This is a genomic window from Rhodobacter viridis (assembly GCF_003217355.1).
Lineage (GTDB): Bacteria > Pseudomonadota > Alphaproteobacteria > Rhodobacterales > Rhodobacteraceae > Rhodobacter > Rhodobacter viridis.
The window spans coordinates 188348-212827 of sequence record NZ_QJTK01000001.1 but is presented as its reverse complement, the minus strand read 5'-3'; the positions used below and the strand labels follow the sequence as shown (position 1 = coordinate 212827).

The window sequence follows — 24480 nt, the reverse complement described above, 5'->3', positions numbered from 1 at the left end:
GCCGTGCCCGGAAATAGGACAACGGCGGGCATTGCATGCAAATCTTCGCATGTATAATATGAAATAGCTTGAAAGCCGCGGCGGTTTGGCCGCATGAACAGCATCAAGGCGCCGGTCGGGGCGCATGGAGAAGGAGTTTTCGATGTTCAACTTCCTGCGGTCTGCCGTGTCGGGTGGCGCCCACGTGCAACGGATCGCGCCCGCCGATGCGGTGGCGAAAGCGGCCAAGGGCGACGTGGTGCTGATCGACGTGCGCGACGGGATGGAACTGCGCGCCTCGGGCACGGCCAAGGGGGCGCTGCATGTGCCGCTGGCCACGGTGAAAATGAAATGCGACCCGTCGAGCCCGGAATGCCTGAAGGAGCTGTCGCTTGAAAAACCCGTCGTGCTGTTTTGTGCCGCGGGCGGGCGCAGCGCGGGCGCGGCGCAGATGCTCGTCGAGATGGGCTACAAGGAGGTCTACAACCTCGGCGGCTTCGGCGACTGGGTGTCGGGCGGCGGCGCGGTGGTGCGGGTCTGAGCGGCAGGGGGCGGCGCCCCCGCTCTGTCACATGTGCAGCGCGCGCCCATAGGCGTCGAGCACCGCTTCATGCATCATCTCGCTCAGCGTCGGATGCGGGAAGACGGTGTGCATCAGGTCTTCCTCGGTGGTTTCCAGCGTGCGGCCGATCACATAGCCCTGGATCATCTCGGTCACCTCGGCGCCGACCATATGCGCGCCAAGCAACTCCCCGGTCTTCGCGTCAAAGACGGTTTTCACCATCCCCTCGGGCTCGCCCAATGCAATCGCCTTGCCGTTGCCGATGAAGGGGAAGCGGCCGACCTTGACCTCGTAACCCGCGGCTTTCGCCTTTTCCTCGGTCATGCCGACCGAGGCCACCTGCGGCGTGCAATAGGTGCAGCCCGCGATCGTGCCCGGCTTGATCGGATGGGCATGCTTGCCCGCGATCAGCTCGGCCACCATCACGCCTTCATGGCTGGCCTTGTGCGCCAGCCACGGCGCCCCGGCGATGTCGCCGATGGCGTAAAGCCCCGGCACGCCGGTGCGGCAGAATTCATCGACGACCACATGGGTCCGGTCGATCTTCACGCCAAGCGCCTCCAGCCCCAGCCCCTCGACATTGCCGACGATGCCGACGGCCGAAATCACCGTGTCGAACTCGGCGGTCGTGGTGCCCTTGGCATCCTGCAGATGCGCGACGACCTTGCCCGGGCTGCGGTCGAGCTTCACCACCGTCGTCTTTTCCAGGATCTTCATCCCCTGTTTGACGAATTGCTTCTTCGCGAAAGCCGAAATCTCCGCATCTTCAACGGGCAGCACGCGGTCCATCACCTCGACCACCGTGGTATCGGCGCCCAACGTGTTGAAGAAGGAGGCAAATTCGATCCCGATCGCGCCCGAGCCGATCACCAGCAGCTTCTTCGGCATCCGCTTGGGCACCAGCGCATGCTTGTAGGTCCAGACCAGATCGCCATCCGCCTCGAGCCCCGGCAGGGTCCGCGCCCGGGCGCCGGTGGCCAGAACGATCGCCTTGCCGGTGATTTCCTCGACCCCCGCGGCGGATTTCACCGCCACCACACCGGCGCGCGGCAGGCTCGCCTCGCCCATCAGCACGGTGACCTTGTTCTTTTTCAAAAGATGCCCGATGCCGCCCGAGAGCTGCTTCGCCACCGCCCGCGACCGCGCCACTACGGCATCAAGATCATAGCCCAGCCCCTCGGCCTTCAGACCGAAGTCCTTGGCGCGATGCATCAGGTGGAACACCTCGGCCGAGCGCAGAAGCGCCTTCGTCGGGATGCAGCCCCAGTTCAGACAGATGCCGCCCAGATGCTCGCGCTCGACCACGGCCACCGAAAGCCCCAGCTGCGCGCCGCGGATCGCGGCGACATAGCCCCCCGGTCCCGCACCGATCACGATCATGTCGAAGCTCTTGGCGGCCATCCGTCCCTCCATCTCAAGATGGTTTGGCATTAAACTATTTTCGCAGCCGCTTCAAGAAGCCGCACCCCGAAATGGAAAACGCGCCCCGAAAAGGGCGCGTTTCGGGATCTGGTGCGATCATTCAGCGGGCGACGTGCGCCAGCATCCGCTCGTAACCGCCCTGCCACAGGAAGACGGCTTCCTCGTCCGAGGAATAACGGCCAACGAGTTCGTTGCGCCACGGGAAGCGGCCGAACCGCGCGATCACCGCGCGATGGGCTTTGGCGTGCAGCAGATGCTCGTCCGGCATCCGTTCCGCCGCCAGACGCACACCGCGTTCCTGATCGGCAAGGCTTTCGGAATGCATGAACGGCACATAGAAGAACTGCCGCAGCGGATCGACGATTTCCATGTCGAAGCCACGCTCGATCGCGGCATCGGCCACCTTGCGGGCCTGCGCGTCCGTCGCGAAGGCCAGTTTCTCGCCGCGGAACATGTTGCGCGGCATCTGATCGAAGAGGATGCAGAGCGCGAGCGCGCCCACGGCCGATTGCGCCCAATCATCACAGGCGCCCGTTCGTGCGCGCTCCCACAACCCCTGATAGCGGGTGCGGATCTCGGCATCGAGTTCGGGTGTTGCGTTGTACCAGCGATCCGGGCCGACATCGTCGTGCCAGTACGCGATCACTTCGGTGATCTCATCCATGTGTCCCCCCTTGGGTTAGGAGCAGCCCTGTCAGCGTGCCAACCGGCCCGAGAATTGCAAGCCCGCCCCGCATCCGCAGAGAATTGGTCCGCAACTCTGCCCCATTTTGCCCAAAACTGCGGCAGATTGCCCAAGGCTCAGGCAGTATGCGAACCGCGCGACTTGCCGCCCTCACCCCCCGAGTCGAGCACCGCCTCGACCGCGAGCGCGGTTGCGGCGGGGGAGACCACCGCGAAAGAGGCCGGATAAGCCCCGGCCCGTCCGGGCGCGCGCAGGATGCGCCAACCCGCGTAAAGCGCGATGCCCGCCATCAGGATCGCGACATACAGGAAGAAGCCGCCCGAGCCCGTGCGCTCCATCAGCCAGCCGGTGACCGGCGGGCCGCTGATCGCCCCGACGCCGTTGACGAAAAGAAGCCCGCCCGAGGCCGCAGCCATGTCGGTCTTGTCGAGATAGTCGTTCGTATAGGCGATGAGCAGGCCGTAAAGGGGGTTGGCGACGCCGCCGATCACCGCGCCAAGGCCGACCAGCGCCCAGAAGCCGGGATTCAGCACCGCAGCCGCAAACATCGCCGCCGCGCCGATGATCGCCACCTGCAGGATCAGCTTGCGCCGGTCCATCCGGTCGGACATCCAGCCAATCGGATATTGCGCCACAAGCCCGCCCAGATAGATCGCACCAACGAAGATCGAAATCTGCTTGACCGACAGACCCGCCGAGGTGCCCCAGACCGAGACCATCCCGAACAGCGCCGAGAAGACGCCTCCCATCAGGAACATCGCCACGACGCCGAGCGGCGAGACGGCGAAAAGCTTGCGGAAATTCAGCCGCCGCACCTCGGAAAATTCGGGGGCGGGCGCGACCGACAAAAGTATCGGCGTGAAGGCGACCGAGACCAGCACCGAGGGGATGACGAACAACAGATACCCGCCCGGATCGCCGACGTTCATCAGCGCCTGCCCCGAGATGATGCCGATCATCTGCACGATCATATAGGCCGAAAGCGCCTGCCCCCGCATCCGGTTGCTGACCGAGGCGTTCAGCCAGCTTTCGGCGGTGATATAGACGCCCGAGAAGGAAAATCCGATCACCACCCGCATCGCCGCCCAGCCGATCCAGTTCGGCCAGGCCGGATAGAGGATCAGCACCGCGGAAATCATGCTGCCAAGGGCGGCGAAGACCCGCACATGGCCCACCCGCGCGATCATCTGCGGGGTGAAATGCGAGCCCAGCAGGAAGCCCACGAAATAGGCCGACATCACCATCGACATCTTGTAGGTGCCGATGCCTTCAAGCGCGCCGCGGATGCCCAAAAGCGTGCCCTGCATGCCGTTGCCGACCATCAGCAGCATCACGCCCAGAAGCAGTGGCCAGGTGGAACGCAGAACGGACAGCATCGGAATACTCGCAGTTTGGGGTCGTCACCCGGGTAGCAGAAGCGAGGCATCACCATAAGAGAAGAAGCGATAATTCTTCGTGAGCGCATGGGCATAGATTTCGCGAATGCGCTCTTGCCCCATCAGGGCGGACACCAGCATCAGCAGCGTCGATTTCGGCAGGTGGAAATTCGTCATCAGTGCATCGGCGATGCGGAAGCGGTAGCCCGGATAGATGAAGATGTCGGTCGTGGCGGCGAAAGGCGCGATCACGCCCGGCCCGGTCGCGGCGCTCTCGATCAGCCGCAGCGCCGTCGTGCCGACCGGAATCACCCGCCCGCCAGCAAGCTTCGTCGCGTTGATCTCGGCCGCGGCTTGGGCGGACACCTCGCCCCATTCCGCATGCATTCTGTGCGTCGTGACATCCTCGACCTTGACGGGCAGGAAGGTTCCGGCGCCGACATGCAGCGTCACCTCGGTGAACTGAACGCCTTTTTCGCGCAGCTTTTCAAGAAGTTCCGGGGTGAAATGCAGGCTGGCCGTGGGCGCGGCGACAGCCCCCGGATTTTGCGCGAAGACGGTCTGGTAATCGGTCTTGTCCTGCTCGTCGGGCGCGCGCAGGGCCGCGATATAGGGCGGCAGCGGCATCGCCCCGGCTTCCGCCAGCGCCGCGTCGAAATCCGGTCCGGTCAGGTTGAAGCGGATGCGCATCTGCGCCTCGGCGATCGCCTCGACCCGGGCCGACAGGGACGCGGAAAAGACGATCTCCTCGCCTTCCTTCAGCTTGCGCAGCGGTTTCGCCAAGGCCATCCAGTCCCCGCCCGGAGCGGGTTCGAGAAGCGTCACCTCGACTTTCGCCACCACCTCGCCTTGCGCGCTTTGGCGCGTGCGCCTGCCCGAGAGCCGCGCCGGAATGACCTTCGTCGTGTTCAGCACAAGCCGATCCCCGGGGCCAAGCAGATCGGGCAGATCCGCCACGGTCAGATCGCGGATCGCCTCGGGCGTCGCCACCAGCAGCTTCGCCGCGGTGCGCGGACGGGCGGGCCGGGTGGCGATCAGCCCCTCGGGAAGGTCGAAGTCGAAGTCGGAAAGGTTCATTCGGTTACCAGTTTCGGCGGAGCGCGGCGGAAGATCTCGCGGAACATGCCGGGGGTGAAGATCGACAGCGGGTTGATCGCGATGCGCGGCGCGTCCGAGGTGCCCCGCATGCGGTAGTTGAAGCCAAAGAGCCCCTCGCCCTTGCGCGCGAAGATCTGCCCGATGGCATTGACCAGATAGAAGGGCGTCACCACGCCCTGCATGTCGATGGCCTTGGTGTCGGGGTAATAATTGCCGTTCATCGTCACGCCCATCGAGGCGCCGACCGCCTGCCCCGAGGTGACCGAGACGCCCTGCGGCGACAGATGGAACCGCCCCGACACATCGGAAAACAGGATGCCCTCGCCGTTGAGCTGTTCCAGAAGCCCGATCACCGAGGCCGCCGACAGCATCGAGGCCAGCACCGGCGCGTCCTTCACCCGCAGGTTCGACACGGCCAGACGCCCGTCGTAGCTTTTCGTCTCGACCGGCATCAGCGTCAGATCGAGCGTGCCGCCGCGGGCCTTCGAGAACACCCCCGCCGCGGCCAGCGCCGCCCCGGCATCGGGCCCGGTGATCCGCACCGCGGAACGCCCGTTTCCGGTCGGCAGCACCGCGCCCGTCACTTCGGGGCCGCCATTCACCCTGCCGCGAAAATCGCCCGAAAAGCCGCTCTTGCTGGTGAACTGCCCCGAAAGCGGCGTGAGCGCGATGCCGCTCGAGACCGTCAGCCGGTCGAGCTGCGCGTCGATCCGGTTGCCCGCCCCTGTCGCAGCGCCACCGCCCGCGCCCGCGCGACCTGCGCCGCCGGTTCCGCCGCCAGCTGCCGCACCGCCAAAGCTTGCGCTGCGCAGATCGAGCCAGCCGGAATGCACCTTCACATCGGGCACCCGCCCCTTGCCGCGGCCGATCAGATCGACGACGCCATCGAACCATTTGCCGATCGCAAGCTTGCTGAAGATCGCCTTCTCGAAGCCCTTGTCGGAAATCTGCAGCCGCCCTTCGGCCGCGATCCCGGGCGCGCTGGCCTTCAGACTGTCGACCGAGGCCACCGGGCCCAGATGCCCTGCCACCTCGATCCGCCCCGTCGCCGCCGCGCCCTTCGACCAGCCCACTTCGGGGATCGCAAGCTTCAGCCCCTTCAGGTCCGAGGCAAAGCGATAGGCCGGCACCTGATCCTTGTGCAGATCGATCACAAGCGAGCCCCAGCCCTCGCCCAGAACCGAGCCCTTGGGCAGCGCGATCTTGAAATGATCGAGCCCCTCGGGCGTCACCTCGACAAAGCCATCGACGCGCGAGATGCCGCGGAACTCCGGCCCGAAGCGCTGCGCCCAGCGGCCCTGGAACGGCACGATATCAAAGGTTCCCGCGCCCGAAATCACCATCCCGGCGCGATCGGCGGTCAGCGTCAGCCGCGGCGAGGTCAGCGTGTGGCCCGGCACGATCTTGTCGGAGACGACGTCGGTCAGCCGCGCCGCGACCTGAAAATCGACATCCTCGGTCAGGATGCGCTTCTTCATCTGAAAGCGCAGCTGCGTGCGGGCCTCGGCCCAGCCGGTGGCAATGTCGGTGCCGCGCCCGGCCTTCGACATGAAATGGAACGGCTCCTGATCAAGCAGCGACAGCGCCGCGGGAATCGGGGCGCGGGTGACCAGCTTCACCTCGGCGCGCGCGGGTTTTTCGCGGATGTCGGGCACGGTCATCACCGAATCCGCCACCTCGATCTGCCCGCCCGAGGGCGCCTGCAACGTGCCCTCCTCGACCATCAGCGTGTGCTTGTTCTCGGTGATGCCGGCGAAGCCACGCCCTTCGCGCACAGGGGGCAGCGTGCGCAGCACCTTCACCTCGGCACCGCGGAATTCATAGCCGAGCTCAAGCCGCGGCGGCACTTTCGGAACCAGCCGCAAGGCCGCGTGAACATTGCGCAATTCGCCGGTGGCGACGTTTTCTGCCAGCCATTCGCGGGTCGGCGGCACCAGCGATTTCGGCCAGAGCGCCAGCAGATCCGCGCTGCTGATCGCCCCCACCCCGGCATCGAAGGCCACGCGCCAGCCCGCGGGCCCGGCCAGAACCTGCCCCTTGGCGGAAATCCGGCGGCTGCCCTCGACCAGTTGCACCTGCCCCAGATCGACGCGGAACGGATCAAGCCGCAGCCGCAGGTCGATCGCGCCTTGCGAAAACCGCGCCGGTTTCTCGAACAGCCCCTCCGGGTCGGAAGCGATGTCCGAGAGCGTCACCTGCGCCAACGCCTCGCGCGGCAGGCCCTTTTCGAAATCGGCCAGCCGCACCGTGCCGGTCGCCGCCAGCCGCAAGGCCCGGCTTTGCAGATCAAGACGGCTGATCTCGACCACGCCGCTGTGGGGCTGATAGCTCAGCCGCAGATCGGCCGCGTCGAAGGGCACGGGCTTCACCGCCTCGGAGGGTTGCAGCGCGCCCTGCCCGATATGCAGGCTCGCATCAAGCTGACGCACCACGCCTTCCTCGGTGATGCCCGAGCGCAGCGTGCCCGAGATCGGCGCATCGAGCGTGCGCAAAACCGCCAGCGCAGGCGATTGCACCGCCAGATCGGCGGCGGGCATCCCGGTCACGGCGGCGCCGAATTCGGCGGCGGGGCTGTGCTTTTGCGTCGAGGCGGTCAGCGCCACCTGCGCGGGCAGCGCATCCTTGGCGCCGACATCGAAGGCCAGCGTCAGCCCGATCGCCTCGGCCGTCTGGGTCAGGCGGAACCGCCCCTGCGACACTTCCCAGATCCGCTCCAGCCGCTCGTCGACCATGCGGATATGCAGATCCTCGGCCGAGACCTCGGTCACGCCCTGCAGCGCCGGAGTGGCAAAGATCGCCTCGATACTGTCGGTGACCTTCAGCGGATCGGTCAGATCAAGTTTGATCGCCCCGCCATTGCCGAGATTGAGATCGATCCGCCCATCCGCCCCGCGGAAAAGCGCCACCGAAGCCCCGGCGATCTGCAGCCGCTGCGGCAGTACCCGACCGCGCAAAAGTTCCTCGGGCCGCAGGCGCGTGCGCAGTTCGGGCAGAACCGCCAGCGGCAGGCCGGAGGGCTGGGCGATCTGCACCATGCCCAGCCGCACCTCGGGGGCGAAGCCCTCTTCGATGACAAGCGAGGCCGAGCCCACATGCAGCACCATCCGCCCGGCCAGCGCGGCATTGGCGCGCGCCTCGATCCGGCTGACAAGCGCATGCGGCACCGGCACCGGCAGATGCGTCAGGGCCACCGTTGCGACCGCCAACATCGCGGCGAGCAAAGCCAGCCCCAGAACCAGCCAGATCCCCAGCCGCCGCCGCGGCCATGCCAACAGCGACGGCGCTGCCGTCTCATGCTCGCGAGGAGGCCCCCCGAGATCCGAAATGTCGTTCGTTTCGTTCATCCTGCCCTTGGCGTCGCGCCCCTTTGACCGCGCGTTCTTCTGCCCTACTCTAATTTACGCATCCGACAAGGAGGAACGCAAATGATCGCTATCGGCGAAAAGGCGCCAGATTTCACCCTTCCCGTCACCCGTCAGGGCGAAGAGACGGGGGAATTGACGCTCTCCAGCCTCGCACCGCGCAAGGTGGTGCTCTATTTCTACCCCAAGGACGATACCCCCGGCTGCACCACCGAGGCGCTGGATTTCACCCGTCTCGGCCCCGATTTCGACGCGGCGGGCGCGATCGTGGTGGGGATTTCCAAGGACAGCACGAAATCGCATGCGAAATTCTGCGCCAAGCACGCGCTCGGTGTCGCGCTCGTCTCGGATGAAAGCGGCGCGGTTTGCGACGCTTACGGCACCTGGGTCGAGAAAAGCATGTATGGCCGCACCTCGATGGGGATCCAGCGCGCCACCTTCCTGATCGACGCCACGGGCACGGTGGCGCAGGTCTGGCCCAAGGTCTCGGTCAAGGGCCATGCCGAGGCGGTTCTGGCGGCGGTACAGGCGCTGGCCTGATCCGCCTCTGGTCCAAGGGGCGGTTTTCGGCAGGTTTTCGCCCAAACCGCCCCCCCCGACGCGGCGCGTCCCGCCCGCGCGGGTGAAAGCGGTTGCACCGTGGCCACGGCAGTTGGTAAGTCCGGCAAGGACCGGGCGCTGCCCGCGTGGTAAGACCGGGCCCTGCCCGCAAGACAGGAAAACCGCTTTGCCCAGACGGATACTCGACCGCATCAATGTGGTGCTTGACCGGTGGCTTCCCGAACAACGCCTGTTCCTGAAATCGGAGGATGCGACCCGCTTCGTGCGGATGCGCCCGCTCACGCAGGCCATGACGCTGATGGCGGGGCTGGTGCTGTTCCTGTGGTCGGTGATCGCGACCTCGCTTCTGTTCATCGACGGGATTTCCTCGGGCGGCGCGCGCGAGCAATCGGCGATCGCGCGGGCGCAATTCGAGGCGCGTCTCGAAAGCCTGTCGCATGAGCGCGATGCCCGCGCGGCCGAGGCGCTGGCGGCGCAAAAACGTTTTCAGCTGGCGCTCGATCAGGTGTCGCGGATGCAGTCGCAGCTGCTTTTGTCGGAAGAACGCCGCCGCGAGCTGGAAACCGGCATCAACGTGATCCAGACGACGCTGAAGCGCACGATGACCGAGCGCGACACCGCGCGGGCGGAACTGGACAAGACCCGCGGCACCGGCTCGGGCAGCGCCGCGGCGCTGCGCCAGCGCGTCGGCGAGATGGACGGCACCGTCGATCTGCTGTCCTCGGCGCTCGACACCACGGCGCGCGAGCGCGACCGCGCCACCCGCACCGCCGAAAGCGCGCGCGCCGAAGCCGATCAGGCGCTGCAGGAACGCCGCCAGATCGAGGAACGCAACGCCGAGATCTTCGACACGCTCGAAGGCGCGGTGACGGTCTCGATGGAGCCGCTCGACCGGATGTTCCGCAAGTCGGGCATGGACCCGGACGACATCCTGCGCGAGATCCGCCGCGGCTACTCGGGCTCGGGCGGGCCGCTCTTGTCGGCGGCGATCTCGACCAAGGGCTTTGTCGACAACAGCGAAGACCTTGCCCGCGCCAAGGGCATCCTGAAACAGCTCGACGAGATGAACATGTATCGCATCGCCGTCGATCAGCTGCCCTATGCGATTCCGCTGAAAGGCGGCTACCGTTTCACCTCGCCGATGGGCTATCGCTGGGGGCGGCTGCATGCGGGGATCGATCTGGCCGGTCCGGTCGGCATGGACGTGCATGCGCCCGCCGATGGGGTCGTCACCGATGCGGGCTGGGAGAACGGCTATGGTCAGGTGATCAAGCTGCGCCACAAGTTCGGCGTCTCCACCGTCTATGGCCATCTGTCCAAAATCCGCGTGAAGGTCGGGCAAAAGGTGTCGCGCGGGGATGTAATTGGTGATAGTGGAAATACCGGACGGTCCACGGGACCGCATCTGCACTATGAAATCCGGATCGGTGGCGCCCCCATCAATCCGATGACCTTCATCAAGGCGGCTCAGGATGTTTTCTAAAAGCAAGATCCACGAACCCGGCCCGAAAGCGGCCTCCGAACCCGAGAAGAAACCCGAGTCGGGCACCATCCCGCCGCGCTCGCTGGGCGATTTCGTTCCCGCCGCGCCGCGGCCGAAGGCAGCCGCTTCGGTGCTGTCGGCAGACCTGACGGTGACCGGCAACATCAAGACCACCGGCGACGTGCAGGTCGAAGGGATCGTCGAAGGCGATATCCGCGCGCATCTGCTGACCGTTGGCGAAAGCGCCACGATCAAGGGCGAGATCGTCGCCGATGACGTCGTCGTGCATGGCCGCGTCGTCGGTCGCGTGCGCGGCCTGAAGGTGCGTCTGACCTCGACCGCTCGGGTCGAAGGCGACATCATCCACAAGACCATCGCGATCGAAAGCGGCGCGCATTTCGAAGGCTCGGTGCAGCGTCAGGACGACCCGCTGCAAGGCGCGAATGCCCCCAAGCTGATGCCGCCGGCGGCCGACCTGCCCTATACGGGCAAGTAAGTCTTTCCCTTGACCGGGACGAAAGGGCGGCTTTGGCCGCCCTTTTTCTTTGGCCGGGGGGCTTGAGGCAAAGGCCGGGGCTCTGCCCCGGACCCCGAGGTATTTGTGGCAAGATAAAGAGGATGCGGCTCAGAGCGCCGCGAGCCGCGCCAGCACCTTCGCCAGCAATTCCTCAAGCGGCATCGAGCCGGACAGTTCCAGCACCGGCTCGGGACGGCCCGAGAGCCAGTTGCGATGGCGTGTCAGCGACCGGCCCGAGAAATAGGGCTCGTCATAGCTCGCCGCCCATTTCAGGAATTGCGCGTGGGCATGTTCCATGTCGCCGCCGGGCTTGATGCGGGCGCCGAATTTCTCGCCCTCGCGGCGGCGGATGCGCGCCAGCCGCACCGGCGTCGGCGCGGTCAGGAAGACGATCAGCTCGGCCCCGGCAATCGCCGTGTCGCCCCAGCCGTCGCAGGAGCCCGCCAGCACCCAGCCGCCATCCAGCCCCTGCCCCAGCTGCGCCGCCGAGATCAGCGCCAGCCGTTCGGTCACAGGGCGTTTTTGTGTGAAGGGCTGCGCGGTCGGCGCCCAGTAGAAATCGTCGGTATCGAGAAAGGGCAGATCGAGGTCGGCAGCAAGCGCGCGGCCCAGCGTCGAGGTTCCTGACCCGGCGGCGCCGGTGATGTAGATCCGTGCCGCCACCGGCTCAATCGTCCGAATTCGCGTCGGCGCGCGATTTGCCCGCCACATCCATCGCCAAAGTCGCCGCCATGAAGGCGTCGATGTCGCCATCGAGCACGCCCTGCGTGTCCGAGGTCTCGTGGCCGGTGCGCAGGTCTTTCACCATCTGATAGGGCTGCAGGACGTAAGAGCGGATCTGGTTGCCCCAGCCCGCATCGCCCTTGGCTTCGTGCTGCGCGTTGATCGCCGCGTTGCGCTTGTCGAGTTCGAGCTGATAGAGCCGCGCGCGCAGCGCGATCATCGCGGCTTCGCGGTTCTGGTGCTGCGATTTCATCGACGAGGTCACGACGATATTGGTCGGCAAGTGGGTGATCCGCACCGCCGAGTCGGTGGTGTTGACGTGCTGCCCACCGGCGCCCGACGAGCGATAGGTGTCGATGCGGATATCGGAGGCCGGGATCTCGATCTCGATATTGTCGTCAACGACCGGATAGACCCAGACCGAGCTGAACGAGGTATGCCGCCGCGCGGCAGAGTCATAGGGCGAGATCCGCACGAGGCGATGCACGCCCGATTCCGACTTCAGCCAGCCATAGGCGTTCTGCCCGGAAATCTTGTAGGCGACCGAGCGGATGCCCGCTTCGTCACCCGCGGTTTCCGATTGCAACTCGACCGTGTAGCCTTTTTTCTCGGCCCAGCGGGTATACATCCGCGCCAGCATCGAGGCCCAGTCGCAGCTTTCCGTGCCGCCCGCGCCCGCGTTGATTTCAAGGAAGGTGTCGTTGCCGTCGGCCTCGCCATCGAGCAGCGCCTCAAGCTCCTTCGCCGCGGCGAGTTCCTTCAGCGCGCGCAGGGATTTCTCGGCTTCCGAGACGATTTCCGGATCGTCCTCCATCTCGCCCAGTTCGATCAGCTCGATGTTGTCGGTCAGATCGCGGTCGATCCGGCGATAGGTTTCGAGCTTGTCCATCAGGGTCTGGCGCTCGCGCATCAGCTTTTGCGCGCGGGCCGGGTCGGACCACAGATCGCCATGTTCGATCATGGCGTTGAATTCCTCGAGCCGGTGCGGCGCGGTCTCGAGATCCATGCGCTGCGCAAGCAGCTTGAGCGTCTTGCGGATCGCTTCCACGATATTGAGCATTTCGGCGCGCATGGCACTGTCCTTTCGCGGGGTTGGCCGGGTCATACAATCCCCGCGCGTCTCGGGCAAGGGGGGCGGGAAAGGCCATGTCCTTCCCGCCCGCCAAAGACCTCAGACGGCCTCTTCTTCCGGCATCAGCACATCGCCGTAAAGCTCGCGCAGCCGCGCCTTGACCACCTTGCCCGTGGCACCCAGAGGCAGGTTGTCGATGAAGAGCACCCGGTCGGGGATCTGCCAGCTCGGCACCTTGCCCTTGTAGCAGGCGAGGATCTCTTCCTCGGACACTTCCATGCGCAGATGGCGCTGCACGATCACCACCGGGCGCTCGTCCCATTTCGGATGCCGCGCGGCGATGGCGGCGGCATTGACCACGGCGGGATGGGCGATGGCGATGTTTTCAAGCTCGACCGTGGAGATCCACTCGCCGCCCGATTTGATGATGTCCTTCGAGCGGTCGCGGATCACCATGAAGCCATCGGGATCGATGGTGGCGATGTCGCCGGTATCGAACCAGCCGTCGAAGGTCAGGGCCGAGCGGTCCTTGTTGTAATAGGTGTCGACGACCCAATGGCCGCGAATCTGCAATTCGCCTTGCGTGACGCCATCATGCGGCAGGACGTGACCGGCGCTGTCCACCAGACGCAGCTGCACGCCAAAGGGCGGGCGCCCCTGCGCCAGACGGCGTTCGGCCTGGTCCTCGGGCGGCAGTTCGACGTGCTTTTGCAAAAGCTGGTTCACCGTGCCCAAGGGGCTGGTTTCCGTCATGCCCCAGATATGCACGAGGTCAACGCCGTATTTGTCGCGGAATTCGGCGATCATCGAGGGCGGCAGCGCCGTGCCGCCGACCATGGCGCGGCGCAGGCAGGAGACATCCGCCCCGGTCGCCTCGAGCCCCTGCAGAAGACCAAGCCAGACCGTCGGCACGCCAAGCGCCAGCGTCACCCGCTCGCCCGCGATCAGCCGCGCAAGGCTCTCGCCATCCAGCTTCGGGCCGGGCAGCACCAGTTTCGCCCCAACCGCGGCGGCGATATAGGGAATGCCCCAGGCGTTGACGTGGAACATCGGCACCGCGGGCATCACCGTGTCACGCGCCGACAGCGCCAGCCCGTCGGGCGAATTGCCCGCCAGCGTGTGCAGCAGCGTCGAGCGGTGGGTGTAAAGCACGCCCTTCGGGTGCCCGGTCGTGCCCGAGGTGTAGCACAGCGACGAGGGCTCGGTTTCGGCAAACTTCGGCCATTTGAAGGTGACATCGCCCTGCGCGATCAGCTCGTCGTAAAAGACCATGCCTTCGAGTTGCAGCGCCAGCGCCTCGTCGCGCGCACCCATCATCACCACCATCTTCACCGTCGGCATCTGGTCGATCAGCCCGGCGATGGTCGCCACGAAGCCGCGGTCGATGAACAGCACCCGGTCGCGCGCGTCATTGACGATATAGACCAGCTGCTCGGCCGACAGGCGGGGGTTCAGCGTGTGGCAGACCATGCCGCCGCCCGAGACGCCGAAATAGATTTCCAGATGGCGGCGGGTGTTCCAGGCGATGGTGCCGCAGCGGTCGCCCTGCATCACGCCGTGCATCTCCAAAGCCGAGGCCAGACGGCGGGCGTTGCCGATCACCTCGCCCCAGCTGGTATGCGTCACCTCGCCCGTGGTTTCGACCGAGACCACCTCGGTCGCGGTGTGAAAGCGCTCGGCATGATCGGCCAGCGAGCCGATCACCAGCGGCATGTGCATCATCGAATTCTGCATGGGTCCCTCCCTCGATACGACCCCGCACGGCGGCCTTCCTCGGGGCTGCGCGCGAGGGTCCTCACTCCTCGCGCCTATTCCGACGGCTCGGGGTCCTCGTGTCAAGCGGTCGCACGGGCGAAAGGCCGCAGCGCAGAATTGACGTTACGGCATTTGCCGCGATGCGGCGGAAATCACGCAAGGGTTGAACGGGCAAGGACCAAGCCTGGCCGAGGCCATCGCCGAGGCCCCGCGCAACAGTGGCCCCGTGACCGCCGGGGGCCCAAAGGCCCTCGGCCAGCGCCCGCCCCGCCCATGGCGGGCGCTTCTCGCCCGCCGGGGCAGGCGCCGGCCTCTCGGTCGCTTGGGGATGCGGTCTTGCAGACGCAGGTGCGCCAGCGGGCGGGGAAAGGCGGTGCCTTTCCTGTTCCGCCCGATCCTCCGTTGGATCGGCTCAAACGAAAACGGCGGCCCCGAAGGACCGCCGTCTTTTCTGTCACCTGTCTCAGTTGCCCGAGATCGGCGCTCCGCCCAGACCCATCGGCGCCGGAATGCCGAGGCTCGCGCCGCCTGCAGGCGGGGTCACCGGCTTGCCCGAGGGCGCACCCAGACCCGGCGGCAGACCGCCAAGCCCGCCCGGCGCGGGGATCGCGCCACCGGCCGCGGGCTTGCCCCCGATCGGCGGCAGGCCCATGCCCCCCGGCAGGCTCAACCCGCCGCCCAGACCACCGCCGACGCCACCGCCCGGCACCACGACCTTGACATGCGACACATCCACCGGCTTGCCCTTGTAATGCATCACAAGGCTCGGGAAGGCGATCACCACCCCGATCATCAGGATCTGGATGCCGACGAACGGCACCGCGCCCCAATAGATCTCGGAGGTCTTCACCGGATCGGTCAGCTTGCCCGTCACCTTGTCGAGGAACGGCACCTTCGGCGCAACCGAGCGCAGGAAGAACAGCGCAAAGCCGAACGGCGGGTGCATGAACGAGGTCTGCATGTTCACGCCCAGGATCACCCCGAACCAGATCAGGTCGATGCCCAGCTTCTCGGCAGGCGCGACCAGCAGCGGCACGATGATGAAGGCCAGCTCGAAGAAATCGAGGAAGAAGGCGAGGAAGAACACCAGCATCGAGACGAAGATCAGGAAGCCCATCTCGCCGCCCGGCAGCGACACCAGCAGATGCTCGACCCAGATATGCCCGTTCACCCCGTAGAAGGTGAGCGAGAACACCCGCGCGCCGAGCAGGATGAACATCACGAAGGCCGAGAGCCGGGTCGTGGCGGCCAGCGCCTCGCGCACGACCTCCATCGACAGCCGCTTCTTCACCCCCGACAGGATCAAGGCCCCCACCGCGCCCATCGCGCCGCCCTCGGTCGGCGTCGCGACGCCAAGGAAGATGGTGCCCAGCACGAGGAAGATCAGCGCCAGCGGCGGGATCAGCACGATGATCACCTGTTGCGCCAGGTGGCTCATCCGGTCGAGCCCGCTCGCCTTGTCGATCAGCGCCATCAGATACACGAAGATCACCGCGATCGACGAGGCCAGGATCGGCGTGTTCTTCGCCGCAGCCGTCGTCGCCAGCCACTGCGCGGCAAGGAAATAGACCGCAATCGCGATCGCCATGGCGACAAAGAAGGACATCACCCCCGAGCCGAGCGTGCGCGCCTCTTTCGGCAGCGCGGGCATCGAGGCCGGTTTCACGATCGACATGACGAGCACATAGAGCATGTAAAGCCCGGTCAGCACGAGCCCCGGGATCATCGCGCCCTTGTACATGTCGCCCACCGAGCGGCCGAGCTGGTCGGCCAGAACGATCAGCACAAGCGAGGGCGGGATGATCTGCGCCAGCGTCCCCGAGGCGGCAATGACACCGCTCGCAATCCGCCGGTCATAGCCGTAACGCAGCATGATCGGCAGCGAGATCAGCCCCATCGCGATCACGGAAGCGGCCACGACGCCGGTCGTCGCGGCCAGAAGCGCGCCGACGATGATCACCGCATAGGCGAGACCACCGCGGATCGGCCCGAAAAGCTGCCCGATGGTGTCGAGCAGATCCTCGGCCATGCCGGATTTCTCCAGCACGATCCCCATGAAGGTGAAGAAGGGAATGGCGAGCAATGTCTCGTTCGACAAGACCCCCCAGAACCGTTCCGGCATCGCCAGCAGAAGCGGCCAGTCAAGGTTGATCGAACCGCCCGAGAGCGGCGCAAGTTCGACGCCGACGATAAAGAACACCAGACCGTTCGCGGCGAGCGAAAAGGCGACGGGATAGCCGAGCAGCAGGAAGATGATCAGCGAGACGAACATGATCGGCGCCATGTTCTGCGCGATGAGTTCCATCAGCATCAGATGCCTTCCTCTTCGACGAAGGCCTCGGCAGCGCCATGGTGGCCCGTGAAGGTATGCGGATCGGGGATCAGCCCCAGCATCACGCCGACCTTCTTGATGATTTCAGAAATGCCCTGCAGGAAAAGCAGCCCGAAGCCGATCAGCAGCAGCGATTTCGCCGGCCAGATGATCAGACCGCCGGAGTTGGTCGAAACCTCGCCCGAGCGCACCGACATCATCAGCCAGGGGAACATCAGCCACAGCATCAGCACAAGGAAGGGCATCAGGAAGAAGACATGGCCGAACAGATCGATCCAGTGCTGGATGCGGCGCGAGAAGGCGCCGTAAACGATGTCGATGCGGATATGCTCGTTTTGCTTCAGCGTATAGGCGGCGGCGAGCAGGAAGGCCGCGCCGAACAGATACCACTGCGCTTCAAGCCAGGCGTTCGACGAGACGTCGAAGATCTTGCGGATGGCCGCGTTGATGGCAGAGACCAGCACCGCCACCAGAATGAGCCACGACACCGATTTGCCGATGAATTCGTTGATGCGGTCGATGCCCCGTGCGAGGGCAAGCAAAGCGCCCATCGTCTCCTCCCCTTCCCTTATTTCCCTTGACCCCACTGCGGGGGCTGCGGACTTCCTTGCCGGGTTGTGCTGCGTAAATCAAGAAATTCGGGCCGATCCGGTCCGCTTTTCTTACCAATCCCGCGAAAATTCGACGAAGAGACGGTCCGAACTGCCCTTAACCTAAAGATTTGACCAAAGAAGAAAAGCGAAAACGCGCCGCCCCCGGCCTTTGCAACCGAGGCGGGAAACTGCATCTCTCCCGACTCGGCGGCGGTTTCTTCTTGGTCCAAATACGCCCTTGCGCCGCCAGAACCGGGGGCGAATTTTCGGAAATGTCGCGCGACTTGCCGGTTTGCGCAATTTTCGCAATGCAATTTGCCCAAAGCGCGACATTATATTCACGGTTTTGCCGTTGACGCTGTTGCCGCAGCCCCCTAATGTCCGCCGCGATAGTGGGAAAGGATCAGCGATGCTCTCGCTTCTTGTCGTAGGGAAGGATTGGCGCATGGGCCGGTGACGGTCGACCATGATGGTTCCCATGCGCCCTCGCCAACCCAGCGGGGGCTTTTTGTTGACGAACGGGCGGGGTTCGAAACCCCCGGAAAGGACGGAGAAGATGTCGCGGCAGATGACCGGCGCGGAAATGGTGGTGCAGGCGCTGAAGGATCAGGGGGTCGATACGATCTTCGGATATCCGGGCGGCGCGGTTCTTCCGATCTATGACGCGATCTTCCAGCAAAACGACATCCGCCACATCCTCGTGCGGCATGAACAGGCGGCGGTGCACATGGCCGAGGGCTATGCCCGCTCGACCGGCAAGCCGGGGGTGGTGCTGGTGACCTCTGGCCCCGGCGCGACGAATGCCGTGACGGGCCTGACGGACGCGCTGATGGACAGCATTCCGCTCGTCGTCTTCTCGGGTCAGGTGCCGACCTTCATGATCGGCACCGACGGCTTTCAGGAGGCCGACACGATCGGCATCACCCGTCCCTGCACCAAGCACAACTGGCTGGTGAAGGACCCGGCGAAGCTGAGCGAAACGATCCATCAGGCCTTCCATGTCGCCACCTCGGGCCGTCCGGGCCCGGTGCTGATCGACCTGCCGAAGGACGTGCAATTCGCCACCGGCCAATATACCGGGCCGAAGCTCGCCCGTGTCGATCACTATCAGCCGAAGGTGAAAGGCGATCTCGACGCGATCACCAAGCTCGTCGAGCTGATCGAAAAGGCCGAGCGGCCGGTGTTCTACACCGGCGGTGGCGTGATCAACTCGGGCGCCGGGGCGTCGCAGCTGCTGCGCGAACTCGTCGATGCGACGGGCTTCCCGATCACCTCGACGCTGATGGGGCTCGGCGCCTATCCGGCCTCCGGAAAGTCGTGGCTGGGCATGCTCGGCATGCATGGGCTCTACGAGGCCAACCTCGCGATGCATGGCTGCGATCTGATGATCAACCTCGGCGCGCGGTTTGACGACCGCATCACCGGGCGCGTCGCCGATTTCAGCCCCCATTCGACCAAGGCGCATGTCGATATCGACGCCTCGTCGATCAACAAGATCATCACCGTCGATCTGCCGATCGTGGGCGACATCGGCCATGTGCTGGAAGACCTGCTGAAGGTCTGGAAGGCGCGCGGGCGCAAGGTGAACAAGGACGGTCTGGCCAAGTGGTGGCACAAGATCGAGGAGTGGAAGAAGATCCGCTGCCTCGCCTACACGAATTCGGACAGCATCATCAAACCGCAATATGCGCTGGAGCGGCTGGAGGCCCTGACCAAGGGGCGCAACCGCTACATCACCACGGAAGTGGGCCAGCATCAGATGTGGGCGGCGCAATATCTGGGCTTCGAGGCGCCGAACCGCTGGATGACCTCGGGCGGTCTCGGCACGATGGGCTATGGCTTCCCGGCCTCGATCGGGGTGCAGATCGCGCATCCGGACGCGCTTGTGATCAACATCGCCGGCGAGGCCTCGTGGCTGATGAACATGCAGGAAATGGGCACGGCGACGCAGTTCCGCACCCCGGTCAAGCAGTTCATCCTGAACAACGAGCGTCTGGGGATGGTGCGGCAATGGCAGGATCTGCTGCATGGCGGGCGCTATTCGCAAAGCTGGTCGGAAAGCCTGCCCGATTTCGTGAAACTGGCCGAGAGCTTCGGCTGGAAGGGCATCCTCTGCCGCGATCCGAAGGAACTGGACGACGCGATCATGGAAATGATCAACCACGACGGTCCGGTGCTGTTCGATTGCCTCGTCGAGAAGCACGAGAACTGCTTCCCGATGATCCCCTCGGGCAAGCCGCATAACGACATGCTGCTGTCGGCCGATGCCGAGGCCTTCCGCGGCGGCGCCGCGCTGGTGTGAGAGCGCCGGGGGCGCTGCCCCCGGACCCCCGGCGTATTTGCGCCAAGAAGAAGACATACGTTGAGAGGAGAGAGCCCATGGCCGCTCTGAACATCAAGAAAGGCTCGTCGAGCCACTCCGCCTATGACCTGCGCGACTTCCATTCGGATATCGAACGCAGCCACACGCTCGCCGTCATCGTCGAGAACGAACCAGGGGTTCTAGCCCGCGTGATCGGGCTCTTTTCCGGGCGCGGCTACAACATCGACAGCCTCACCGTGGCCGAGATCGACCACAAGGGGCACCGGAGCCGCATCACCATCGTGACCCGCGGCACCGAAGCGGTGATCGAGCAGATCCGCGCCCAGCTTGGCCGTATCGTGCCGGTGCACGAGGTCCATGACCTGACGACCGAGGCCCGCGCGGTCGAGCGGGAACTGGCGCTGTTCAAGGTCACGGCGACCGGGGAGAAGCGGGTGGAATCTTTGCGTCTAGCCGATATCTTCCGCGCTTCGGTGGTCGACAGCACGCTCGAAAGCTTCATCTTCGAGATCACCGGCACCTCGGAAAAGATCGACGCCTTTGCCGAGCTGATGCGGCCGCTCGGTCTGGTCGACGTGGCCCGCACCGGCGTCGCGGCGCTGGCGCGCGGCGTCTGAACAGCCGATCCGGAAAAGCATCAGGGGGCCAACCGGCCCCCTTTTCTTTTGTCATTGAAGCTGTTGCGGCCGGAAAGAGGTCAGTGCCCGACGCCGTTCCGGATCCGGCGCAGGGCCAGCCAGACGATCGCGACGACGAAGGGCGTCAGACCGGCGACGGCCATTTCCTTCGACAGGCCCAGCTCCTTGGCGATCGGATAGACGGCATAGCCCGCAAGGCTGACCGCGTAATAGCTGATCGCCACCACCGACAGCCCCTCGACCGTGCGTTGCAGCTGCAATTGCAGATCCGAGCGCCGGTCCATGCTTTCCAAGAGTTTCTGGTTCTGCGCCTGCCGCGCCACATCGACCCGGGTGCGCAGCAATTCGCCCGCCCGTGCCGCGCGTTCGACCATCGCATTCAGACGCACCTCGGCCGATTTCACCGTCCGCATCGCCGGATCATAGCGGCGGTTCATGAATTCGGAGAACTTCTGCCGCCCGTGGAAGCGGCTTTCACGAAGCACCTCGACCCGCTCGTTCACGATCGCCTCATAGGCCGCGGTGGCCGAGAACCGGAACGTGTTCGTCACCGCAAGGCTTTCAAGCTCGGTCGAGACCTCCAGCAGCCGGTGCAGCGTATCCTCGGCCGGATGGGCGTCGTCGTTCATCAGCGCGACGAGATTGGTCAGCTCGGGGTCGAGCGCATTCAGCGTCTGCGTCAGCGCCCGCGCCCGGCCCAGACCCAGCATCGACATCGCGCGATAGGTCTCGAGCTCGCAGATCCGCTGCACGATGCGACCAATCCGCCCCTGCCCCGTGCCGGGCTTGGCAAAGACCGCAAAGCGCATCTGCCCCGCCGGGTCGATGCGGAAGTCGGTGGCGATCACCGCGGTTTCCTCGAGCACCCAGGTGCACACAAGGCTTTCGGGCACGAACCAGCTGTCGATCAAGGGCAGGATCGCCTCGGTATCCTCGGGCAGCTCGTCAATGCGGATCGAGACCGCCGCCAGCCGTCGCCCCGGCGCCGACTGAATCCAGTCGGTCGGAAACACCTCGGCCTCGGCCGGATCGAAGGGCCGCGCGGAAATCCCCGGCGCATAGGCAAGGAAGGTGGTGAATTCGGTGTGGCTGTCCCATTTCAGCGTGTGACGGCCGATCTCGCCCGAGTAATGCGTGACATCGGCGGGCGGGATCGCCGCGCCATAGCGGGTCAGCAGGTTGCACAGATGGGTGTGATCCTTGGCGCGGTCGCGGTTGGCCGCGTCGAAGGGCTCCTTGATCGCAAGATAGACGACATGGGCAGGAACACCGACCGAGGGAAACGGCCGGGCGTGAAGCTCGTTCACCAACGCATAGCGCAGCGGATGGTCGTCGATGGGCGTCATGTCAAAGCCTTTGGCTGATTTCTTGTTCTGATCTGCGGTCCAGATAATCCTGCACAGTGACGGCGCAAGAACGGAAGAGGCGGAATTCACGCAGCTTTGCGGCATACCGGCGCATACGGGCATTGCTGCAACAGCGAAGCCCCAAAACGAAAGGCCCCGGCTGTGCCGAGGCCCGCGTCCTTCGGAAGACCGAAAGGCTCAGTCGGCCATCAGCCGCGAGACGACGACCGTCACCTCGGGCTTCTTGCCGATCTCTTCCATCGCGACCTGCCGGGCGATGCGGCGCAGCGCCTCGTCCAGCTTGTCGTCATCGCGCACGATCTTCTCGGGCGCGGTTTCAAGGAAGGCCGAGAGCTCGTCCTCGATGATCTTCATCATGTCGCCGCCTGACTTGCCGCGCTCGGGCAGGCCCATCAGCTCGACCCAGGCATCGCCCAAGGGCACGTCGTCCTCGTCGATGATCACGGTGATCAGCACATGGCCGTTCAGCGCCATGCGGATACGCTCACGCACCACCCCGTCGAGCGCGCCGATCAGCACCGTGCCATCCAGATAAAACCGCCCGGTCTCGATATATTCGACCACCTTCGGCGCGGGGCCGGTCAGGTCAAGCATCGTGCCGTTCGTCGCCACCTCGGTCGCGATGCCCTTCGACAGCGCGATCTTCGCGTGCTCGCGCAGGTGGCGGTGCTCGCCATGCATCGGAATGAGGATCTGCGGCCGCAGCAGGTCATGCACCGCCTCGAGGTCGGGGCGGTTCGCGTGGCCCGAGACGTGGTAAAGCCCGCCCCGGTCATCGACCACATCGACGCCCATTTCGGAAAACGCGTTCATGATCCGGATCACGCCACGCTCGTTGCCCGGAATGACCTTCGAGGAGAAGAGGAACGTGTCCCCTTCCTTCATCGACAGGCCCAGATATTTGCCGCGGCTGAGCTGCGCCGTCGCCGCCCGGCGTTCGCCCTGCGAGCCGGTGACGATCAGCATCAGGCTGTCACGCGGCACATCGACCGCATCCTCGGGCTGAATTGTGCCCGGAAAGCCCTTGAGAACATTCGCCTCTTCCGCGACCTGCACCATCTTGCGCATGGCCCGGCCGAGAAGACAGACGGACCGACCGGCGGCCCGGCCCGCTTCGGCCAGCGTTTTCAGACGCGCGACGTTCGAGGCGAAGGTGGTCGCCACCACCATCCCCTTTTGCGAGGCGATGAAATCGCGCAGCGGCGCCACCAGCGTCGATTCCGACCGGCCCGGGTTGTGGGTGAAGACGTTCGTCGAGTCGCAGCAGAGCACCTTGATGCCCGCGCCCTCGTTCGCGATCTCGTGCCATTCGAGCGGGTCGAAGGGCTCGCCCACCACCGGATTGCCATCAAGCTTGAAGTCGCCCGTATGCACGATGCGCCCCGCGGGCGTGTCGATGATCAAGGCCGAGCTTTCCGGGATCGAGTGGCTGACGGGGACGAATTGCACCCGGAACGGGCCGACATCGACCGCCTTCGGCCGCGGCTCGACCACGCGGATCATGTCCGAGGCCATCCCGGCCTCTTCCATCTTGATTGCGACAAGCGCGGCGGTGAAGCGGCGGGTGAAGACCGGCGCGCGCAGCTTGGGCCACAGATGCGGCATCGCGCCGATATGGTCCTCGTGACCGTGGGTGAGGAAGATCGCATCGATCCGGTTGACGTTGGCTTCAAGCCAAGCCGTGTCGGCCATGATCAGATCGACCCCGGGCGAGCCGTCCATATCCGGGAAGGTCACACCCAGATCGACGACGATCAGCCGTTCCTTCCCCTCGGGCCCATAGCCATAGACATAGGCATTCATGCCGACTTCGCCGGCACCGCCCAGAGGAAGGTAGATCAGTCGCTCGCTCACGCCCCAAGTCCCTTGTTGTAATCGAAGATCAGACGCAGACCATGCATGGTCAGGTCGTCCTCGACCTTATCGAACAGATCGAACCCCAGATCGAAGAGCGAGGCAAGACCCCCGGTGGCAATCACCTTCATCGGGCGGTCACGCTCCATCCGGATCTGCCGCACGATGCCTTCGACAAGGCCGATATAGCCCCAATACACCCCGGATTGGATACAGGCTACCGTATTCGTGCCGATCACGCCTTGCGGTTTCGTGACATCGACATGCGGCAGGGCGGCTGCCGCCATATGCAGCGCCTCAAGGCTCAGGTTCACCCCCGGCGCGATCACGCCGCCGATATAGGCGCCATCGGGGGCGACCACGTCGAAGGTGGTGGCGGTGCCGAAATCGACGACGATCAGATCGCCGCCGTGGCGTTCGAAGCCTGCCACGGTGTTCACCAGACGGTCCGGCCCGACGGTGGTGCCGACATCGACGCGCGGCGCGACCGGCAATTCGCAGCCCGGCTTGCCGACGACATAGGGGCGGCAATCGAAATAGCGGTTGCAGAGCACTCGGAGGTTGAAGACGACGCGCGGCGCGGTCGAGGAGATGATCGCCTCGGAAATCCTGCCCTGCATGCCCTTGAGTTGCATCAGCGTGTTCAGCCAGACGAAATATTCGTCGGCGGTGCGGCGATGGTCGGTGGCGATGCGCCAGGTGGCGGTGAACTCCACCCCGTCCCAGACCGAAAACACGGTGTTGGTGTTGCCGCAGTCGATGCACAGAAGCATGGGGC

19 protein-coding genes are annotated in these 24480 nt (G+C 65.2%); 6 read left to right on the top strand and 13 right to left on the bottom strand.

Annotated features, from left to right (window positions below; all coding sequences use genetic code 11):
• The first annotated feature begins 142 nt into the window (after positions 1–142).
• Positions 143–520 carry a rhodanese-like domain-containing protein gene (locus C8J30_RS01005; RefSeq protein WP_110804263.1) on the top strand — a complete coding sequence of 126 codons (378 nt, stop codon included), beginning with the start codon at positions 143–145 and terminating at the stop codon, positions 518–520.
• Positions 521–547: 27 nt separating this feature from the next.
• Here C8J30_RS01005 and lpdA read toward each other — a convergent pair whose 3' ends face one another.
• From lpdA to C8J30_RS00980, 5 genes are all read right to left on the bottom strand, one after another.
• The gene (gene lpdA / locus C8J30_RS01000) at positions 548–1942 is read right to left on the bottom strand and encodes a dihydrolipoyl dehydrogenase (RefSeq protein ID WP_110803870.1); all 1395 of its coding nucleotides are present in this window, start codon (positions 1940–1942) and stop codon (positions 548–550) included.
• Positions 1943–2063: 121 nt separating this feature from the next.
• Positions 2064–2627 (bottom strand): DUF924 family protein, encoded by a 564-nt coding sequence (locus tag C8J30_RS00995; RefSeq protein WP_110803869.1) that lies wholly within the window; start codon positions 2625–2627, stop codon positions 2064–2066.
• 137 nt (positions 2628–2764) lie between these two features.
• The gene (locus C8J30_RS00990; protein ID WP_110803868.1) at positions 2765–4024 is read right to left on the bottom strand and encodes an MFS transporter; all 1260 of its coding nucleotides are present in this window, start codon (positions 4022–4024) and stop codon (positions 2765–2767) included.
• A 24-nt stretch (positions 4025–4048) separates the two neighbouring features.
• Positions 4049–5101, bottom strand: coding sequence for a tRNA preQ1(34) S-adenosylmethionine ribosyltransferase-isomerase QueA (queA, locus tag C8J30_RS00985; RefSeq protein WP_110803867.1), 1053 nt, complete (start codon positions 5099–5101; stop codon positions 4049–4051).
• Entirely contained in the window at positions 5098–8394 is a 3297-nt protein-coding gene (locus tag C8J30_RS00980; RefSeq protein ID WP_220033682.1) for an AsmA-like C-terminal region-containing protein, read from the bottom strand. Before C8J30_RS00980 ends, queA begins: the two co-directional genes overlap by 4 nt.
• 153 nt (positions 8395–8547) lie before the next feature.
• On the opposite strand from C8J30_RS00980, the gene C8J30_RS00975 reads away from it, so the two are divergent.
• The 3 genes from C8J30_RS00975 to C8J30_RS00965 all read left to right on the top strand — a co-directional run bounded on the left by C8J30_RS00975 (position 8548) and on the right by C8J30_RS00965 (position 11024).
• A complete protein-coding gene (locus C8J30_RS00975) occupies positions 8548–9024 on the top strand; it encodes a peroxiredoxin (RefSeq protein WP_110803865.1) in 477 nt (158 codons plus the stop codon).
• Between the two features lie 187 nt (positions 9025–9211).
• Entirely contained in the window at positions 9212–10528 is a 1317-nt protein-coding gene (locus C8J30_RS00970; RefSeq protein ID WP_110803864.1) for a M23 family metallopeptidase, read from the top strand.
• A complete protein-coding gene (locus C8J30_RS00965; protein ID WP_110803863.1) occupies positions 10518–11024 on the top strand; it encodes a bactofilin family protein in 507 nt (168 codons plus the stop codon). Before C8J30_RS00970 ends, C8J30_RS00965 begins: the two co-directional genes overlap by 11 nt.
• Before the next feature lie 129 nt (positions 11025–11153).
• Here C8J30_RS00965 and C8J30_RS00960 read toward each other — a convergent pair whose 3' ends face one another.
• The 5 genes from C8J30_RS00960 to C8J30_RS00940 all read right to left on the bottom strand — a co-directional run bounded on the left by C8J30_RS00960 (position 11154) and on the right by C8J30_RS00940 (position 17478).
• Positions 11154–11708, bottom strand: a complete 555-nt coding sequence (locus C8J30_RS00960; protein ID WP_110803862.1) for an AAA family ATPase — start codon at positions 11706–11708, stop codon at positions 11154–11156.
• Between the two features lie 4 nt (positions 11709–11712).
• On the bottom strand, positions 11713–12840 hold the full coding sequence (prfB, locus tag C8J30_RS00955) for a peptide chain release factor 2 (protein WP_110803861.1): 1128 nt from the start codon (positions 12838–12840) through the stop codon (positions 11713–11715).
• Between the two features lie 99 nt (positions 12841–12939).
• Entirely contained in the window at positions 12940–14574 is a 1635-nt protein-coding gene (locus tag C8J30_RS00950) for a long-chain fatty acid--CoA ligase (protein ID WP_110803860.1), read from the bottom strand.
• Positions 14575–15058: 484 nt separating this feature from the next.
• Positions 15059–16903 carry a TRAP transporter large permease gene (locus tag C8J30_RS00945; protein WP_110804262.1) on the bottom strand — a complete coding sequence of 615 codons (1845 nt, stop codon included), beginning with the start codon at positions 16901–16903 and terminating at the stop codon, positions 15059–15061.
• Between the two features lie 2 nt (positions 16904–16905).
• Complete coding sequence (locus tag C8J30_RS00940; RefSeq protein WP_110803859.1) at positions 16906–17478, bottom strand: TRAP transporter small permease subunit; 573 nt, start codon at positions 17476–17478, stop codon at positions 16906–16908.
• A gap of 598 nt (positions 17479–18076) precedes the next feature.
• Between C8J30_RS00940 and C8J30_RS00935 the strand changes: the two genes are divergently transcribed.
• The gene (locus C8J30_RS00935; RefSeq protein ID WP_110803858.1) at positions 18077–19822 is read left to right on the top strand and encodes an acetolactate synthase 3 large subunit; all 1746 of its coding nucleotides are present in this window, start codon (positions 18077–18079) and stop codon (positions 19820–19822) included.
• Between the two features lie 77 nt (positions 19823–19899).
• Positions 19900–20460, top strand: coding sequence for an acetolactate synthase small subunit (ilvN, locus tag C8J30_RS00930; RefSeq protein ID WP_110803857.1), 561 nt, complete (start codon positions 19900–19902; stop codon positions 20458–20460).
• Positions 20461–20540: 80 nt separating this feature from the next.
• Here the strand turns inward: ilvN and C8J30_RS00925 are convergent, their stop codons facing one another.
• The 3 genes from C8J30_RS00925 to C8J30_RS00915 all read right to left on the bottom strand — a co-directional run bounded on the left by C8J30_RS00925 (position 20541) and on the right by C8J30_RS00915 (position 24475).
• Positions 20541–21827, bottom strand: coding sequence for a DUF3422 family protein (locus C8J30_RS00925; protein ID WP_110803856.1), 1287 nt, complete (start codon positions 21825–21827; stop codon positions 20541–20543).
• Between the two features lie 198 nt (positions 21828–22025).
• The gene (locus C8J30_RS00920) at positions 22026–23651 is read right to left on the bottom strand and encodes a ribonuclease J (protein WP_181420753.1); all 1626 of its coding nucleotides are present in this window, start codon (positions 23649–23651) and stop codon (positions 22026–22028) included.
• A gap of 47 nt (positions 23652–23698) precedes the next feature.
• Positions 23699–24475: a type III pantothenate kinase gene (locus C8J30_RS00915; RefSeq protein WP_110803854.1), complete on the bottom strand. Its 777-nt coding sequence runs from the start codon at positions 24473–24475 to the stop codon at positions 23699–23701.
• Positions 24476–24480 lie beyond the last annotated feature (5 nt).

What these genes read in the sequence shown, in the direction of transcription:
- C8J30_RS01005 (WP_110804263.1), top strand. Translation starts at nt 143, where the DNA reads ATGTTCAACTTCCTGCGGTCTGCCGTGTCGGGTGGCGCCCACGTGCAA.
- lpdA (WP_110803870.1), bottom strand. Translation starts at nt 1,942, where the DNA reads ATGGCCGCCAAGAGCTTCGACATGATCGTGATCGGTGCGGGACCGGGG.
- C8J30_RS00995 (WP_110803869.1), bottom strand. Translation starts at nt 2,627, where the DNA reads ATGGATGAGATCACCGAAGTGATCGCGTACTGGCACGACGATGTCGGC.
- C8J30_RS00990 (WP_110803868.1), bottom strand. Translation starts at nt 4,024, where the DNA reads ATGCTGTCCGTTCTGCGTTCCACCTGGCCACTGCTTCTGGGCGTGATG.
- queA (WP_110803867.1), bottom strand. Translation starts at nt 5,101, where the DNA reads ATGAACCTTTCCGACTTCGACTTCGACCTTCCCGAGGGGCTGATCGCC.
- C8J30_RS00975 (WP_110803865.1), top strand. Translation starts at nt 8,548, where the DNA reads ATGATCGCTATCGGCGAAAAGGCGCCAGATTTCACCCTTCCCGTCACC.
- C8J30_RS00965 (WP_110803863.1), top strand. Translation starts at nt 10,518, where the DNA reads ATGTTTTCTAAAAGCAAGATCCACGAACCCGGCCCGAAAGCGGCCTCC.
- prfB (WP_110803861.1), bottom strand. Translation starts at nt 12,840, where the DNA reads ATGCGCGCCGAAATGCTCAATATCGTGGAAGCGATCCGCAAGACGCTC.
- C8J30_RS00950 (WP_110803860.1), bottom strand. Translation starts at nt 14,574, where the DNA reads ATGCAGAATTCGATGATGCACATGCCGCTGGTGATCGGCTCGCTGGCC.
- C8J30_RS00940 (WP_110803859.1), bottom strand. Translation starts at nt 17,478, where the DNA reads ATGGGCGCTTTGCTTGCCCTCGCACGGGGCATCGACCGCATCAACGAA.
- C8J30_RS00935 (WP_110803858.1), top strand. Translation starts at nt 18,077, where the DNA reads ATGTCGCGGCAGATGACCGGCGCGGAAATGGTGGTGCAGGCGCTGAAG.
- ilvN (WP_110803857.1), top strand. Translation starts at nt 19,900, where the DNA reads ATGGCCGCTCTGAACATCAAGAAAGGCTCGTCGAGCCACTCCGCCTAT.
- C8J30_RS00925 (WP_110803856.1), bottom strand. Translation starts at nt 21,827, where the DNA reads ATGACGCCCATCGACGACCATCCGCTGCGCTATGCGTTGGTGAACGAG.
- C8J30_RS00920 (WP_181420753.1), bottom strand. Translation starts at nt 23,651, where the DNA reads ATGAATGCCTATGTCTATGGCTATGGGCCCGAGGGGAAGGAACGGCTG.
- C8J30_RS00915 (WP_110803854.1), bottom strand. Translation starts at nt 24,475, where the DNA reads ATGCTTCTGTGCATCGACTGCGGCAACACCAACACCGTGTTTTCGGTC.